Annotated in this window: 12 protein-coding genes; 3 read left to right on the plus strand and 9 right to left on the minus strand. The window is 64.3% G+C overall.

Translation table 11 applies throughout. The features are described from left to right. Positions 1–22: 22 nt before the first annotated feature. From gsiB to R2N11_RS07575, 4 genes are all read right to left on the minus strand, one after another. Positions 23–1,576, minus strand: coding sequence for a glutathione ABC transporter substrate-binding protein GsiB (gsiB, locus tag R2N11_RS07560; RefSeq protein WP_199028176.1), 1,554 nt, complete (start codon positions 1,574–1,576; stop codon positions 23–25). A 50-nt stretch (positions 1,577–1,626) separates the two neighbouring features. Further along, entirely contained in the window at positions 1,627–3,474 is a 1,848-nt protein-coding gene (locus tag R2N11_RS07565) for a dipeptide ABC transporter ATP-binding protein (protein WP_430715423.1), read from the minus strand. Between the two features lie 67 nt (positions 3,475–3,541). Further along, complete coding sequence (locus tag R2N11_RS07570; RefSeq protein WP_316680693.1) at positions 3,542–4,504, minus strand: isoaspartyl peptidase/L-asparaginase family protein; 963 nt, start codon at positions 4,502–4,504, stop codon at positions 3,542–3,544. Positions 4,505–4,521: 17 nt separating this feature from the next. Beyond that, complete coding sequence (locus tag R2N11_RS07575; protein WP_199028170.1) at positions 4,522–5,514, minus strand: MurR/RpiR family transcriptional regulator; 993 nt, start codon at positions 5,512–5,514, stop codon at positions 4,522–4,524. A gap of 238 nt (positions 5,515–5,752) precedes the next feature. On the opposite strand from R2N11_RS07575, the gene R2N11_RS07580 reads away from it, so the two are divergent. Both R2N11_RS07580 and R2N11_RS07585 read left to right on the plus strand, forming a co-directional pair. Then, positions 5,753–7,690 (plus strand): ATP-binding cassette domain-containing protein, encoded by a 1,938-nt coding sequence (locus R2N11_RS07580; RefSeq protein ID WP_316680694.1) that lies wholly within the window; start codon positions 5,753–5,755, stop codon positions 7,688–7,690. Positions 7,691–7,734: 44 nt separating this feature from the next. Further along, positions 7,735–8,853: a CaiB/BaiF CoA transferase family protein gene (locus R2N11_RS07585; protein ID WP_316680695.1), complete on the plus strand. Its 1,119-nt coding sequence runs from the start codon at positions 7,735–7,737 to the stop codon at positions 8,851–8,853. Here R2N11_RS07585 and R2N11_RS07590 read toward each other — a convergent pair. From R2N11_RS07590 to alr, 4 genes are all read right to left on the minus strand, one after another. Further along, positions 8,836–9,351 carry a 2-thiouracil desulfurase family protein gene (locus R2N11_RS07590; protein WP_199028163.1) on the minus strand — a complete coding sequence of 172 codons (516 nt, stop codon included), beginning with the start codon at positions 9,349–9,351 and terminating at the stop codon, positions 8,836–8,838. The genes R2N11_RS07585 and R2N11_RS07590 overlap by 18 nt on opposite strands. A 16-nt stretch (positions 9,352–9,367) precedes the next feature. Further along, positions 9,368–9,847, minus strand: a complete 480-nt coding sequence (locus tag R2N11_RS07595; protein ID WP_316680696.1) for a disulfide bond formation protein B — start codon at positions 9,845–9,847, stop codon at positions 9,368–9,370. 113 nt (positions 9,848–9,960) lie between these two features. Beyond that, entirely contained in the window at positions 9,961–11,331 is a 1,371-nt protein-coding gene (gene radA / locus R2N11_RS07600) for a DNA repair protein RadA (protein ID WP_199028159.1), read from the minus strand. Between the two features lie 76 nt (positions 11,332–11,407). Then, on the minus strand, positions 11,408–12,532 hold the full coding sequence (gene alr, locus R2N11_RS07605; RefSeq protein WP_199028157.1) for an alanine racemase: 1,125 nt from the start codon (positions 12,530–12,532) through the stop codon (positions 11,408–11,410). A 646-nt stretch (positions 12,533–13,178) separates the two neighbouring features. On the opposite strand from alr, the gene lplT reads away from it, so the two are divergent. Beyond that, positions 13,179–14,495: a lysophospholipid transporter LplT gene (gene lplT / locus R2N11_RS07610; RefSeq protein WP_316680697.1), complete on the plus strand. Its 1,317-nt coding sequence runs from the start codon at positions 13,179–13,181 to the stop codon at positions 14,493–14,495. Here the strand turns inward: lplT and R2N11_RS07615 are convergent. After that, positions 14,492–15,403 carry a transcriptional regulator GcvA gene (locus tag R2N11_RS07615; RefSeq protein ID WP_316680699.1) on the minus strand — a complete coding sequence of 304 codons (912 nt, stop codon included), beginning with the start codon at positions 15,401–15,403 and terminating at the stop codon, positions 14,492–14,494. The two genes, lplT and R2N11_RS07615, sit on opposite strands and share 4 nt — an antisense overlap. Positions 15,404–15,460: the final 57 nt, after the last annotated feature.

Here is a 15,460-nt window from a genome sequence, read left to right on the forward strand (position 1 = left end):
CGGGCCGGTACAGCAATAAGGCTTACTGCTTGATGTCGATGTCGTCGAAGCTGAACGAGCCGTCCGGTGCCACGTAGGCGCCCGACAGGCGCTTGGAACGTGCGTAGACGATCTTTTCCGTCACCAGGAAGGCCCAGGGTGCGTCTTCCCAGATACGCTTCTGTGCATCGGTGTAGAGCTTGGACTTCTCGGCGCGGTCGGTCGTGCGCAGGGCACCGGCGATGTCGGCGTCGACCTGGTCGTTCTTGTAGTACGCGGTGTTGAACGACTTGGGCGGCATGGCTTCGGAAGCCAGCAGCGGACGCAGCGCCCAGTCGGATTCGCCCGTCGACGACGACCAGCCCGTGTAGTACATGCGCACGCCTGCCTGATCCGGGGTCGGCACGCTTTCCACGCGCTCGACGCGCTGGCCGGCTTCCAGCGCCAGCACCGACGCCTTGATGCCGACTTGCGCAAGCTGCTGCTGCACGAACTGGATGATCTTCTGCGCAGTGGTGTGGTTGTATGCCGACCACAGTTGCGTCTCAAAGCCGTTCGGGTAGCCCGCTTCCTTCAGCAGCTCTTTCGCCTTGGCCGGGTTGTAAGGCCACGGGCCCAGCTTGACGGCGTAATCCACGCCCGAAGGCACCACGCCTTCAGCCGGCACGGCATAGCCCGAGAAGGCCACCTTGGTCAGCGCGTCCTTGTTGATGGCGTAGTTGATGGCCTGACGCACCTTCGGGTTGTCGAACGGCTTCACGTGGGTGTTGAAGCTGACATAACGCTGGATGATCGACGGCGCGGCAATCAGGTCCACCTTCGCGTTGCCCTTGAGCACGGCTGCCTGCTCAAACGGAATGGTGAAGGCGAAGTCCGCTTCGCCCGTCTGCATGACGGTGGCGCGGGTGTTGTTGTCGACCACCGGCTTCCAGGTGATGGTGTCGATCTTCGGCAGGCCGTGCTTCCAGTAGCCGTCAAACTTCTTGCCCTTCAGGTAGTCGGTCTGCTTCCACTCGACAAACTCGAACGGGCCGGTGCCGACCGGATGGAAAGCGATGTCCTTGCCATATTTTTTAAGCGCGGTGGGCGAGATCATCGCCGCCGACGGGTGCGCCAGCACGTTGATGAACGGCGAGAACGGCTCCTTGAGCGTCACGCGCGCGGTGTACGGGTCCACCACCTCGGTCTTGGCCACGCGGTTGAACAGCACGAAGCGCTTGAGCTTGTTGGCCGGGTCGGTCACGCGGTCAAGGTTGGCCTTGACGGCGTTGGCGTCAAACGTGGTGCCGTCGTGGAACTTCACGCCCTTGTGCAGCTTGAACGTGTAGACCAAACCGTCCTTGCTGACTTCGTAGCTGTCGCACAGCACGTTGACCAGCTTCATGTCCTTGTCGAAGCCGAACAGGCCTTGATAGAACGACTTGGCCGCGCTGAACGACAGCGTGTCGTTGGCGTCGTACGGGTCCATCGTGGTGAAGGTCGAGTAGACCGCCATCACGGCGTCCTTGGCGGCAAAGGCCGGCATGGTGAATGCCGCCAGGGCCAGGCCGCTGGCAACCATCGCTGCGCGTGGAGCGAATGCAAATCGATTGAACATGTCCTTCCTCCTCAAAGAAGTTTCTGACTTCACTGCGTTCGTCACTGCTTTCAATACGCGCCGCCAATCGAATGGCGGGCAACAAAGTGGTCTGGCGCCACTTGCACCAACGGTTGCACCACCGGCATATCGCCAATGGCACGGATAGGGCTGGGGATTTCGTGCGTGGAGAGCTCGCGCTTCAGATGGCGGCGTGCCGGGTCCGCAATCGGCACGGCTGACATCAGCTTCTTGGTGTACGGGTGCTGCGGGTTCTCGAAGATCGCGCGGCGCGGGCCGATCTCGACGATCTGGCCCAGGTACATCACCGCCACGCGGTGGCTGATGCGCTCCACCACCGCCATGTCGTGTGAGATGAACAGGAAGGCGACGCCAAATTCCTTCTGCAAATCGAGCATCAGGTTGACGATCTGCGCTTGAATGGACACATCCAGCGCGGACACCGACTCATCGGCAATCACCACCTTCGGGTTCAACGCCAGCGCGCGCGCAATGCAGATGCGCTGACGCTGCCCGCCCGAGAACTCGTGCGGATAGCGCGAGGCGTGCGCGGCCTGCAGGCCCACCTTGTCGAGCAGCCACTCCACACGTTGCTGTGCCTCCTTGCCGGAGGCCACCTTGTGCACCAGCAGCGGCTCCATGATGGAGTAGCCGACCGGCACGCGCGGGTCCAGCGAGGCGAATGGGTCCTGGAAGATGAACTGGATGTTTCGGCGAAGCGTCTGGAGCGCGTGCCCCTTCAACTCGCCGATGTTCTGGCCGGCAAATTCGATGCTGCCGCTCTGGCTGTCCACCAGACGCAAGAGCGACCGTCCCGTCGTCGACTTGCCGCAGCCCGATTCGCCGACCAGCGCCAGCGTCTCACCAGGGTAGAGATCAAAACTGACCTGTTCCACCGCATGCACCCGGCGCGTGACGCGGCCGAAGATGCCCGTGGGCACGTCAAAGCGCGTGACCAAGTCTCGCACGCGCAGAATGGGTTGTACGTCATGCGACGCGGCCGGCTGCGGCGTGGTGTCGACCGCCATGTCAGTGCCATCCACGCGCATCAGCGGAAAACGCGCCGGACCATCCGTGCCCGCCATCGAGCCCAAACGCGGCACGGCCGACAACAGCGCACGCGTGTATGGATGCGCAGGCTGCGCAAACACGGTGGCCGACGGGCCTTCTTCCACGCGGTCGCCCTTGTACATGACGAGCACGCGGTCGGCGACTTCGGCCACCACACCCATGTCGTGCGTGATGAACACCACGGCCATGTGCAGCTCCTGCTGCAGCGCGCGGATCAGTTGCAGGATTTCGGCCTGGATGGTCACGTCCAGCGCGGTGGTCGGCTCATCTGCAATCAGCAACGACGGCTTGCACGACAGCGCCATCGCAATCATCACACGCTGGCGCATGCCACCCGACAGTTGATGCGGATAACGCCCCAGCACGTTGCGCGCTTCCGGAATGCGCACCAGCTCAAGCATGCGCAGCGCCTCGGCCTTGGCCTCGCCGGCGGGCTTGCCCTGGTGCAGGCGGATCGACTCGGCAATCTGCTCGCCCACGGTAAACACCGGGTTGAGCGAGGTCATCGGCTCCTGGAAGATCATCGCGATATCGGCACCGCGCACGCCGCGCATGGCTGACTGGCTGGCGTTCGCCAGGTCCAGCACCTCGCCGCTGCGGCGGCGCAGGTGCATCTGCCCGCCAACGATCTTGCCGCCACCGTGCTCCACCAGCCGCATCAGCGCCAGCGATGTGACCGACTTGCCCGAACCCGATTCACCCACCACGGCCAGCGTCTCGCCGCGGTCCACATGGAACGACAGGTTGCGCACCGCGTCGACCACGCGCTCGGAGGTGGCAAAGCGCACGCTCAGGTCCTGCACCTGCACGATGCGCTGATCCGGCATCGCAATGGCGCTGTGCTGTTTGGCTGCTGTCACGACAAATCTCCTGCTTGACCTGCTTAGCTGCTTCTTACCGATAGATCGACACGACAGGCGCTTGCGCGCCGCGTGCGAACCCGCGGTACATCCCTTCGGTATTGAACGGCAAGGCGACGTTGCCCTGCGCATCCACAGCAATCAGCCCGCCGCGGCCGTTGATGGCCATCAGCTTGCGCATGACCACGTCGTCGCTCGCGTCGGCCAGCGACTTGCCGGCGTATTCCATCTGTGCGGCCACGTCGTAAGCGGCCACGGCGCGGATGAACATCTCGCCCGTGCCGGTGCACGACACAGCGGCCACGTTGTTGGCGAAACAACCCGCGCCGACGATGGGCGTATCGCCCACGCGGCCAACTTTCTTGTTGGTGACACCACCGGTGGAGGTGGCGGCTGCCAGCCGGCCCTGCGCGTCACACGCCACGGCGCCCACGGTACCGAACTTGTTGTCTGGGTCGATAGGCGCGTTTTCCTTGGCCATGAGCGATGCTGCATCGTGGTCGAGCAGCGCCATGCCGTCTTGCTGCCGGGCGCGCTGCCATTGGGCATAGCGCGCTTCGGTGTAGTAGTAGTCGGGCTCAACGAACTCGAGGCCCTGCGCCTGCGCGAAGGCTTCGGCGCCCTCGGAGGTGAGCAGCACGTGTTCGCTGCGCTCCATCACCGCACGTGCCGCGAGGATCGGGTTGCGCAGGCGCTTGACGCATGTCACTGCGCCAGCGGCCAGCGTGGCGCCGTCCATGATCGACGCATCGAGTTCATACGTACCGGCGCTGGTAAGCACGGCGCCCTTGCCGGCATTGAACAGCGGGCACTCTTCGAGCAGGCGCACGGCTTCGGTCACGGCGTCGAGCGCGCTGCCGCCATCAACGAGGATGCGCTGGCCGGCTGCCAGGATGTCGTTGAGTGCTTGCTGGTAAGCGGCTTCCTTATCGGCGCTCATGGCCGTGCGGGTGATGGTGCCGGCGCCACCGTGGATGGCAAGAATGGGCGTGGTCATGCGTGGCTCGGTGAAAATCAGTTTTCAGCGGCGCGCTTGCGGCCGCGTCGAGTGGTGGGGGCGTTGGCCGCGTCGTTGCCTTGCGCAGCATTGGCGCGCGGAGCCTGGCCGGTATGCAGCCACGGCAGCACAAATTCAGTCAGGCGCTCGGCCGATTCCAGCGAATGCGCAGACCGGTGTGCCACCGCCCCGCACAGCGCTTCGAACAGCGCCACAGCCGCCGTGTCGGACGTGGCCGAGAACTGCCGCTCCGGACGCGCATACAGCGCGATGTCGGCCAACGGTGCCAGTGGCGAGGTGGGACCGTCCGTCAGTGCCAGCACCTGGCACCCCTGATCGCCGGCCTGCTTGGCCAGGGTGATCGTGTCCGCCGCATAGCGCGGGAAAGCGATGGCGATCAGCAGATCCTTCTGCCCGATCTTGCGCAGTTGGCGCGCCGCATCCGACGCCCCACCCGGCTGCGAAACGGAGATCACCGTGTCGCAATACAGATCCAGCCCGTGGCGCAGCAAGCCCGCCAGATAGCCACTCGCACCAAAGCCCATCACGTAGATGCGCTGGGCGCCCAGAATGGCGTCCACCGCACGCTCACAGGCCGCGGGGTCGAGCATGCGGCGCGTGGCATCCAGGTTGGCAATGTCTTCGTTAAGCGACGCGGCAAAGATCTCCGCGCTGGTGGCCGGACGCGCCAGTTCATGGCGCAGCTTCTCTACCGGTGCAAGCGTTGCCTCGAAACCACGCAGCAACCCGGCACGGAACTGCGGATAGCCGTCAAAACCCAGCGCCAGCGCAAAGCGGTTGGCCGTAGCAATCGACATCTCCACCGCGGCGGCAAACTCGTCGATACGCATGGTGGCAGCACGAAACGGGTTCGCCAGCACATATTCCGCCATGCGCTGGTGCGCGGGCGTAAGCGTGGCAAGCGTGGCCGCAATGCGGTCGGAGACCGTCGCTTCGGCAGCAAATGCGCCTTTCGACACATCCGTACGCTTGCTGGTGGATTTCGCCATCGTTCTGGGCCGTGAAAATTTTGTGTAAATGTATTTTCACGAATCGACCATGTAAAGAAAAAAACTTTCACGAAGGCCTATGGTTTTCCCTAGGTCGAAAGTGCGTGCACAGATTGCGGGCCGGCACCGCTGCCTCATGGTGCGATGCACCGGTCCAAACGCGCAGGGTGCGCCAGAATCGTGCGCCGCAGCACGCTACAATCCCTCCCTTCTTCGATTGTCCTAAGCGCAGTTTTTCGTGATCCGATTCGACGACCTCGTCCTCCAGCGCGGCACCAAGGTGCTGTTCGACCATGCCACCGCCACACTCAACCCCGGTGAACGGGTCGGCCTTGTCGGCGTCAACGGCAGCGGCAAGTCCACGCTGTTCTCGATGCTGCGCGGCGAACTGCATGCCGACGGCGGCGAGGTCGCCATCCCGCCCACCTGGCAAGTCGCCCACGTGGCGCAGGAAACGCCGGCGGTCGACCGCAGCGCGCTGGACTACACGCTCGACGGCGACACCCGCCTGCGCGACATCGAACGCCGCCTCGCCGCCGCAGAAGCCGCGCATGACGGTCATGCCCAGGCCGAAGCCCACACCGCCTTTGCTGACGCCGACGGCTACACCGCCCCGGCGCGCGCGCAGTCCCTGCTGCTGGGCCTCGGCTTCACGATGGCGCAGACCACGCAGCCGGTGGCGAGCTTCTCCGGCGGCTGGCGCATGCGCCTGAACCTGGCGCAGGCGCTGATGTGCCCGTCCGACCTGCTGCTGCTCGATGAGCCGACCAACCACCTGGACTTGGACGCCGTGGTCTGGCTGGAAGACTGGCTCTCACGCTATGCCGGCACGCTGGTGATGATCTCGCACGACCGCGAATTTCTCGACGGCGTATGCAACGTCACGCTGCATATCGAGCACCAGAAGCTCAAGCGCTACGGCGGCAACTACACGCAATTCGAGACGCAGCGCCTGCAGCAGATGGCGCTGCAGGAAGCGTCTTACGCACGCCAGCAGAAGCAGATCGCGCATCTGGAATCGTTCATCACGCGCTTCAAGGCCAAAGCCAGCAAGGCCAAGCAGGCACAGAGCCGTGTCAAGGCGCTGGAGCGCATGGAGCGCCTCGCGCCCGTGCATGCGGCGGCCGGCTTCTCGTTCGAGTTCCGCGAGCCTGATGCGGCGCCGAACCCGATGCTCACGTTTGAAGGCGTCGATTGCGGCTACCCGGGGCCGAGCGAAGATCAGCCCATCACCATCCTCAAGCACCTGACGTTCTCGATCCAGACCGGCCAGCGCATTGGCCTGCTGGGCGCCAACGGCCAGGGCAAGTCGACGCTGGTGAAAACGCTGGCCGAGACGCTCGCGCCGCTGTCTGGCACGATCCGCCGCGGCAAGGGCCTGCAGATCGGCTACTTCGCGCAGCACCAACTGGAAACGCTGGACGACCACGCCTCGCCGCTGCTGCATCTGGCACGCCTGGCGCCGGATGTGCGCGAGCAGGAACTGCGCGACTTTCTCGGCAGCTTCAACTTCCGCGGCGACATGGCGACCGCGCCCATTGAGCCGTTCTCCGGCGGCGAAAAGGCACGCCTGGCGCTCGCGCTCATCGTCTGGCAGCGCCCCAACCTGCTGCTGCTCGACGAACCAACCAACCACCTGGACCTCGACACGCGCGAGGCACTGACGATGGCGCTCGCCCAGTTTGACGGCACGCTGATCCTCGTCTCGCACGATCGGCACCTGCTGCGCGCCACGACCGACCAGTTCCTGCTGGTGGGCCAAGGCACCGTCGCCCCATTCGACGGCGATCTGGACGACTACCGCGACTGGCTGCTCAAGCAGGCCGCGGCCAAGCGTGCGGCGGCCAGTGCGCCAACGGCGTCGGCCGATGCAGATGGCGCGCCCGCCGCCAACCGCCGTGATCAGAAGCGCGAAGAAGCCGCTGAACGCCAACGCCTGAATGCGCTGCGCAAGCCGCTGCAGAAGAACGTCGATGCGATCGAAAAGCGCATGGCACCGCTGCAGAAGGAAAAGGCCGAACTCGAAGCCTTCCTGGCCGATGGCGCAGCCTATGAAGACGCCAATAAGACGCGCATGATGGAAAGCCTGCGCCGCCAGGCTGAGATCAACAACGAACTCGACCAGCTGGAAGAACGCTGGCTCGAACTGCACGAACAACTCGAACAGATCAGTTAAATCCGGCACGTCCGCGCTGGCGTCCGGCCTAGGAGACCTTGTTGATGAGAACCCCGTCGCCGGACACCGCCACCGCCAGCTCCACCCGCCAGCCGCTGGCCGGCGTGCGCGTGCTCGATCTCACGCGCCTGCTGCCGGGCCCTGCCGCCACGCGCCACTTGGCCGATCTCGGTGCCGAGATCATCAAGATCGAGGACCCCGGCCCCGGCGACTACGCCCGCGACATGATGCGCTCGCCCGCCGACCGCGCAGCCGAACGCCCGAGCCTGTTCTTCCGCTCACTCAATCGCGGTAAGACCGAAATGCGGCTCGACCTGAAGCTTGCCGAAGACCGCGAATCCCTCATCGAACTCGTGCGCCATGCCGATGTACTGATCGAGAGCTTCCGCCCCGGCGTCATGGCGCGCCTCGGCGTCGGCTGGGAGACGCTGCGCGCCGCCAACCCGGCGCTGGTGATGTGCTCCATCAGCGGCTACGGCCAGGGCGGCCCGCTCGCACAGGCAGCGGGCCATGACATCAACTACGTCGGCTATGCGGGCATGCTGGACCAGTTGGCCAGCGCGGACGGCACGCCCATCGTCCCGAACGTGCAGATCGGCGACCTGCTGGGCGGCGCGTTGACGGCGGTGGTCGGCATCCTGGCCGCGCTCGTGGATGCGCGCGCCACTGGCCGTGGCCGCTATGTCGACGTGTCGATGACGGACTCGGTGTTCGCGCACAACCTGATGGCGTTCTTTGCCGTTGGCACGCGCGGCAAGGCGAGCCGGGCCGGTGCTGACCTGCTCAACGGCGGCGTGCCGTGCTACGGCGTCTATCGCACGGCAGATGACCGCCTCATGGCCGTTGGCGCGCTCGAACTGAAGTTCTGGCAGACGATGTGCGACGTACTCGGCAAGCCCGAATGGAAAGACAAGCACTGGGCCCTCGGCCAGCGCGTCGGCGGTGAGGATGCACGCGCCCTGCGCGATGAACTCGCCGCACTGTTCCTGAGCGCCACACAGGCTGAATGGACTGCGCGTTTTGCCGATGCCGATTGCTGTGTCACGCCCGTGCTGCGCATGGAAGAAGCCCTGCAGCACCCGCTCTTTACCGAGCGCAACAGCGTGGTGAAGGAGAACGGCGAGCCTGTGCAGCTCGCCTTGCCGCTACGATTTGCCGACTGAATCGGCACGGTCCAGCGCATCGAGCAGATGCGCTGCCTCTTCCAACTGGTGTTGACTGAACACGCGGATACCGTGCTGGCGCAGCAGCGCCGCGGTCACGCCCTCGCCGGGCTGCAGTTGGCTGGAGAACGTACCGTCGTAGAGAAACGTGGAGCCGCAGGAAGGGCTGCGCTCGGTCAGCACGGCGACCTGCACGCCAGCTTCCCGCGCCGCCTCCAGGGCTCGTTGCGCGCCCTGCACAAAGGCATCCGTCACATCATGGCCGTGGTGCTCGACCACGCGGGCGGCCCCGCGTAGAACCGCAGCGCCGCCACCCTCGCCATGGATTTCCGCCGGCAATCGCGGCACTGGCAAACCGCCGGCCATCTCTGGGCACATCGGCACGATGCGCCCTTCCATCTGCCAACGTGCCAGGATGCCGCCTTCGGTGACAACCGTGCCGCCGTCATAGCGCACCGGCTGGCCCAGCAGACATGCACTGACGAGGACGCGTTGCACGGTCGATCGCTCCGGTTTAGCGACGCTCGCGACGAATCATCGTCACGACCAGCGTCAGCGACAGAATCACTAGCCAGATCAGCGACCACACCGGCACCGACACGCCAAAGACCGGCGGCATCGGCCCGACGCACAGGCCATCTGCTTCGAACACCTGCGGCAGCCATTTGGCTGTGGGCAGCGCGTTGACCCAGTTTTCGATCGGGTCGATACCGCACGTCGCCTTCGGATTCAGCAGCAGCGACACGTGGTACCCCGCCACGCAGAGGCCGGCCAGCCCGGACAGCATTCCCAGCCCGTGCCACAGCAGCCGCGTGGCAGACGACAACGCCGCCAGCAGCGAAAACACCCCAATGCCGAGGAACGCAAACCGCTGCAGGATGCACAGCGGACACGGCTGCAGGCCCTCCACGTGCTGCAGGTACAGCGCATAGCCGACCAACCCGAAGGAGATCACGGCAATCAGCAGGAAAAAGGCACGCGAATTGGCTTGCATGGCGGCGTCAGATCAGGAGAAAGATCGTAGAGAAAAGTTGGCGGATTATCGCATTGCAACAGCACCTGCGTTTTCAAATGGTGCAAGCGACATTGTTGCGAAATTTTGAAGTATCAAGCCTCCAGCGCACGCACACGATCAATCGCCTGTTCAATGCGCTCGACGGCAATCACCTCCAGCCCGTCGATCGGCTGCTTGGGTGCATTCGATTTTGGGATGACAGCAATCGAAAAACCCAGTTTGGCCGCCTCCTTCAACCGCTCCTGGCCGCGCGGTGTGGGACGAATCTCACCCGCCAGACCGATCTCACCAAACACCACCAGCCCACGCGGCAGCGGCTTGTTGCGCATCGACGAATGGATCGCCAGCAGCACCGCCAAATCCGCCGCCGGCTCGGTGATCTTTACCCCGCCCACGGCATTGAGGAACACGTCCTGATCAAAGCACGCGATGCCCGCGTGGCGATGCAGAACCGCCAGCAGCATCGCCAGACGGTTCTGTTCCAGACCCACCGCCAAGCGGCGCGGGTTCGGCACATTGGCTGTATCTACCAGCGCCTGGATTTCCACCAGCAGCGGCCGCGTGCCCTCTTGCGTTACCAGCACGCATGAGCCTGGCACCACCTGTTCATGCTGCGACAGAAACAGCGCCGACGGATTCGCCACGCCGCGCAAGCCCTTCTCCGTCATCGCAAACACGCCCAGCTCGTTGACGGCCCCAAAGCGGTTCTTGAACGCGCGTACCAGCCGGTAGGACGAGTGCGTATCGCCCTCGAAATACAGCACCGTATCGACGATGTGCTCCAGCACGCGCGGGCCCGCCAGCGCGCCTTCCTTGGTCACGTGGCCGACGAGGATGGTGGTCACGTCCAGCCGCTTGGCAATGCGCGTGAGTTGCGCCGCGCATTCGCGCACCTGCGCCACGGAGCCCGGCGCGGAGGTCAACGCCTCCGAATACAGCGTCTGAATGGAATCGATAACGACGACTTCGGGCTTTTCCGTCTCGATGGTCGCCTGGATGCGTTCAAGTTGAATCTCTGCCAGCAACGCCAGATTCTGGCTATCGATGCCGAGACGGTGCGCACGCAGTGCAATCTGCGAACCAGACTCTTCACCGCTCACATACAGCACACGGCGCGAGGCCGACAGGTTGGACAGCGCCTGCAGCAGGAGCGTCGACTTGCCGATGCCCGGATCGCCGCCGATCAGCACCACGCCGCCGCCTACTAGGCCGCCGCCCAGCACGCGGTCAAACTCATCGATACCGCTGGAGAAGCGCGGTACGTCTTCTGCGTCGATCTCCGACAGCTTGCGTACCGTCGCGCTCGATGCCAACGACTGAAAACGCGCACCCGCGCCGGACGTCGGCTGCGCTACGGTTTCCACCAGCGTGTTCCATTGCTGGCAATGCGGGCACTGTCCCGCCCATTTCGGCGCCGTGCCACCGCACTCGGTGCACGTATAGACCGTCTTGCTTTTGGCCAAACAACCCCCTGCTTGCGGCCGCTACGCCTGCTGGGCGGCCGCTTGATCTTCGTATTCGTGTAACCTGGTGCGGCGCTCAGGCTGCCTTGCCGAGCTCGCCTGCGTCAGCCGTTTCAACCGGCTCAACGGTAACGGGCACGCGTGGAGCCACCGCGCACATCAGCTCATAACCGACGGTGCCTGCGGCATGTGCCACATCATCGATGGGCAGACCTTCGCCCCACAGCGTGACGGGCGTGCCAACGCGGGCGTTCGGCAGACCCGACAGATCGACGGTAATCATGTCCATCGACACACGCCCCACAGTGTGCGTGCGCACGCCGTCAACCAGCACCGGCGTGAACTGGCCACCCCAACCCGGAGCATGGCGCGGGTAGCCGTCTGCATAGCCGCATGCCACTACGCCGATGCGCATCGGGCGCTCTACGACAAAGCGCGAGCCATAGCCAATGGTGTCGCCGGGCAGCAGATCCTGAATGGCGATCAGTTCACTCTTGAGCGACATGGCCGGCATGAGGCCCGTGCCGTCAATGTCGCTGGCCAGGCCCGTCGGGGAGGCGCCGTACATGATCACGCCTGGGCGCACCCACTCGCGGTGCGCTTTCGGGTGCCACAGCGTGGCGGCGGAGTTCGACAGCGAGGCCTCGCCCGGCAACCCTTGCGTAGCCAGCTCGAAGGCAGCGAGCTGGTGCTCAATGCCGCGCGGGCCATCCGCATCGGAAAAATGCGTCATGTGGACGATGGTGCCGACGCCGGAGATGGCGCGGGCACGTTCCCACGCGGCACGGTAAGCCGCAGGCATGAAGCCGAGGCGGCTCATGCCGGTGTTGATCTTGAGCTGCACGCTGATGGGCCCTTTCAGACGGGCCAACTCCAGCATGCGCAACTGGTCTTCGCTGTGGACGGTGGTGGTCAGACGATATTGCTCGACGATGGCGAGGTCTTCAGGCTTGAAGAAGCCCTCCAACAGTAGAACCGGCCCCTGCCAGCCAAGCTGGCGCACACGGACGGCCTCATCGAGATCGAGCAGCCCGAAACCATCGGCCTGGCGCAGGCCTTCGTAGGCGCGCTCGATACCGTGACCGTAAGCATTGGCCTTGACGACAGCCCACACGCGCGAATTCGGGGCATAACGGCGGGCAACCTGGAGATTGTTGGCAAGTGCGGGGCCGTGGATGACGGCCTGAATGGGTCTTGGCATGACGGCAAACCTGCAGAACGTTGGAGCGATGGCGCGCTTGTGGCGCGGCATCGATGTTGCAATGCAATAAATAGCGCGAGGCTGGCAAACGCGCAGCGGCCAGCCCCGAGCGATCAGCGTTCTATTTGACCACAGGACGCCAACTGGTTCGCGCCCGAGGGCCGATCGGCCAAAAAGAAAGTGCGCCGCCGTCACCGGAAGCGCACAAGTTTCATGTTATAAAGCCGTTCAATTTAGGCATGGGAAAACATACGTGATGCATTGGATGCATAAGGAAAGTTGGGCAACAGCCACTTCTTTTTGCGTGACTGCATCGCACCCGGTTTGACCATGTGCGCAGGCGAGACCAAAAGACGCACCGAGCGGAACGCATGCCTCGGACGCCTGTCAGTGAAGATTCCCACCGTTGCCCGGCGATGCATGTCTTGCAGCACCGAACCGGCCCGGTAAAGGGAACCACAGCCAGGGGAGCCTGCGCGGGCGGCGGCATGCATGCCGCACTCGCGCACCTGTGCGCTGCACGGCCGGTCAGCCGATGCATCGCGCAGCCGGCTGCCCGGGAGGGAAGCTTCCGCACGCCGGCACCGCGCCTGCGCGTCGTGAAGACGGGATTGGCACCGCGCTCTACGGGGACGAATTCGAAGGTATGAAGAAGGGCTTTTACACCATCATGGCGGCGCAGTTTTTTTCGTCGCTCGCCGACAATGCGCTGCTCATCGCCGCCATCGCCCTTCTGACAGAGATGCATGCGCCGCAGTGGATGACCCCGCTGCTCAAACTGTTCTTCGTGCTCTCTTACGTTCTGCTTGCCGCCTTCGTGGGCGCCTTTGCAGACTCCCGGCCCAAGGGCCGCGTGATGCTCATCACCAATGCCATCAAACTTATCGGCTGCGGCGTCATGCTCACCGGCGTGCATCCGCTGCTTGCATATGGCGTCGTGGGCTTTGGCGCGGCGGCATATTCTCCGGCCAAGTACGGCATCCTCACCGAGCTGCTTCCCCCAGAAAAACTGGTTGCCGCCAACGGCTGGATCGAAGGCCTTACGGTCAGTTCGATCATCCTTGGCACGGTGCTGGGCGGTGCGCTGATCTCCAAGCATGTGTCGACGTGGCTGTTGGCGTTTGATATTCCCGGCTTGGAAGCCATCGACACGCCCGCGGAAGCGGCCATGCTCGTCATCATGGCAATCTACCTGATCGCGGCGCTGTTCAATCTGCGCATTCCCGACACGGGTGCGCGCTACCCGCAGCAAGAGAAGAACCCGGTACGCCTGATCTCCGAATTTGCCGACTGCTTCAACGCGCTGTGGCGCGACCGACTGGGCCAGATCTCGCTGGCGGTGACGACACTGTTCTGGGGCGCAGGCGCCACGTTGCAGTTCATCGTGCTGAAGTGGGCGGAGCAATCGCTTGAGTTGAACCTGTCGCAGGGCGCCATCCTGCAGGCCGTGGTGGCCGTGGGCGTGGCCGCCGGCGCCATGGCGGCTGCGGTGAAGATCCCGCTGCGCCGCTCGCTCGATGTGTTGCCGGTGGGCGTGGCGATGGGCGCGGTCGTCATGCTGATGGCGTTCTACACCAAGCACACGGTTCCCGAAGTCACGTTCCACATCGGCGAGTTCAAGTTGCCGCTGTACATGCTGATCGCCTACCTGTTCTTGATGATCGTGGGCGCGATGTCGGGCTTCTTCGTGGTGCCGATGAATGCGCTGCTGCAGCACCGTGGGCACGTGCTGCTCTCGGCGGGCCACTCGATCGCCGTGCAGAACTTCAACGAGAACGTTTCGGTGCTGCTGATGCTGTGCCTGTACGCACTGCTCATCAAGTTCAACGTGCCGGTGAGCATCGTGATCGTATCGTTCGGCATCTTCGTATGCATCACGATGGCGCTGGTGATGCGCCGGCATCGCATCAACGAGAAGCTGTTCCACACCGCTGCCCTCATCGGCGAGGATAAGCACCACTAAGCGTTGCCGCGCGCCTCCGCCAGCAGCCACGCGCGAAACGCCGCCACCTCAGGCCGCCCAGCCGAGGCACGCGGATACACCAGCCAGTAGCTGAAGTCGTTCGGCATGCTCACGTCGAACGGCTGCACCAGCCGCCCGGCCGCCAGATCATCCGCAGCAAGCAGCAACCGGCCCAACGCCACGCCCTGGCCCTCTACGGCCGCCTGCAGGACCATCCCCGCATCGTTGAAGACCACGCCCGATGTCCGCCGGGGAGGTGCCGCACCAGCGTGCTCGAACCACGCGCGCCAAGCGCCCTTGGGCTCGTCGTGCAGCAGCGTGGCATGGCGCAGGTCGGTCGGCGCTTCCAATGGCTCTCGCAACGCCGGGCTGCACACTGGGCTCAGGTACTCACGTGCGATGAGATCGGCTTTCAGGCCGGGCCAGCGGCCCAGCCCCGAGCGGATGCCAATGTCGAAGCTGTCGTCGGTGTGGGCCCACAGCGTGGTGGAGGTAGTCAGTTTCAGTTCGATCTCCGGATGCTGCGCGCGGAAGCCGCCCAGCCTCGGCAGCAACCAGCGTGACGCAAACGACGGCAACGCGGTGATGCGCAGCGTATCTTCCGAGCGCCCGCTCAAGCGCGCAGTCGCCTCCGCCAGACCGTCGAACAGATGCGTCAGCTCGGATAGATAACTGCCCCCTTCCACCGTCAACGTCAGCGCATGACCGCGTCGGGCAAACAGTTTCAAGCCAAGCCAGTCCTCCAACTGCCGCACCTGATGGCTGATAGCCGCTTGCGTAACGCAGAGCTCCGCAGCAGCGCGGGTGAAGCTCAGGTGGCGCGCGGCTGCCTCGAAAGCCCGCAGCGCCCCCAACGGCGGCAGTCGTCGCATCGTGTTTGCTCGATAACCCAGGTTGATCGAAGCCATGAGGATAGATCGTTTTGCACCACATCGCGTGGCCCGTCTAATGACGGTTTCGGCGCA

The sequence above is a fragment of the Ralstonia flaminis genome, assembly GCF_958415495.1.
Taxonomy (GTDB): Bacteria; Pseudomonadota; Gammaproteobacteria; order Burkholderiales; family Burkholderiaceae; genus Ralstonia; species Ralstonia flaminis.

Bases quoted from the DNA above. Each gene is read 5' to 3' on its own strand.
- gsiB (WP_199028176.1), bottom strand. From the start codon at position 1,576: ATGTTCAATCGATTTGCATTCGCTCCACGCGCAGCGATGGTTGCCAGC.
- R2N11_RS07565 (WP_430715423.1), bottom strand. From the start codon at position 3,474: ATGCCGGATCAGCGCATCGTGCAGGTGCAGGACCTGAGCGTGCGCTTT.
- R2N11_RS07570 (WP_316680693.1), bottom strand. From the start codon at position 4,504: ATGACCACGCCCATTCTTGCCATCCACGGTGGCGCCGGCACCATCACC.
- R2N11_RS07575 (WP_199028170.1), bottom strand. From the start codon at position 5,514: ATGGCGAAATCCACCAGCAAGCGTACGGATGTGTCGAAAGGCGCATTT.
- R2N11_RS07585 (WP_316680695.1), top strand. From the start codon at position 7,735: ATGAGAACCCCGTCGCCGGACACCGCCACCGCCAGCTCCACCCGCCAG.
- R2N11_RS07595 (WP_316680696.1), bottom strand. From the start codon at position 9,847: ATGCAAGCCAATTCGCGTGCCTTTTTCCTGCTGATTGCCGTGATCTCC.
- alr (WP_199028157.1), bottom strand. From the start codon at position 12,532: ATGCCAAGACCCATTCAGGCCGTCATCCACGGCCCCGCACTTGCCAAC.
- lplT (WP_316680697.1), top strand. From the start codon at position 13,179: ATGAAGAAGGGCTTTTACACCATCATGGCGGCGCAGTTTTTTTCGTCG.
- R2N11_RS07615 (WP_316680699.1), bottom strand. From the start codon at position 15,403: ATGGCTTCGATCAACCTGGGTTATCGAGCAAACACGATGCGACGACTG.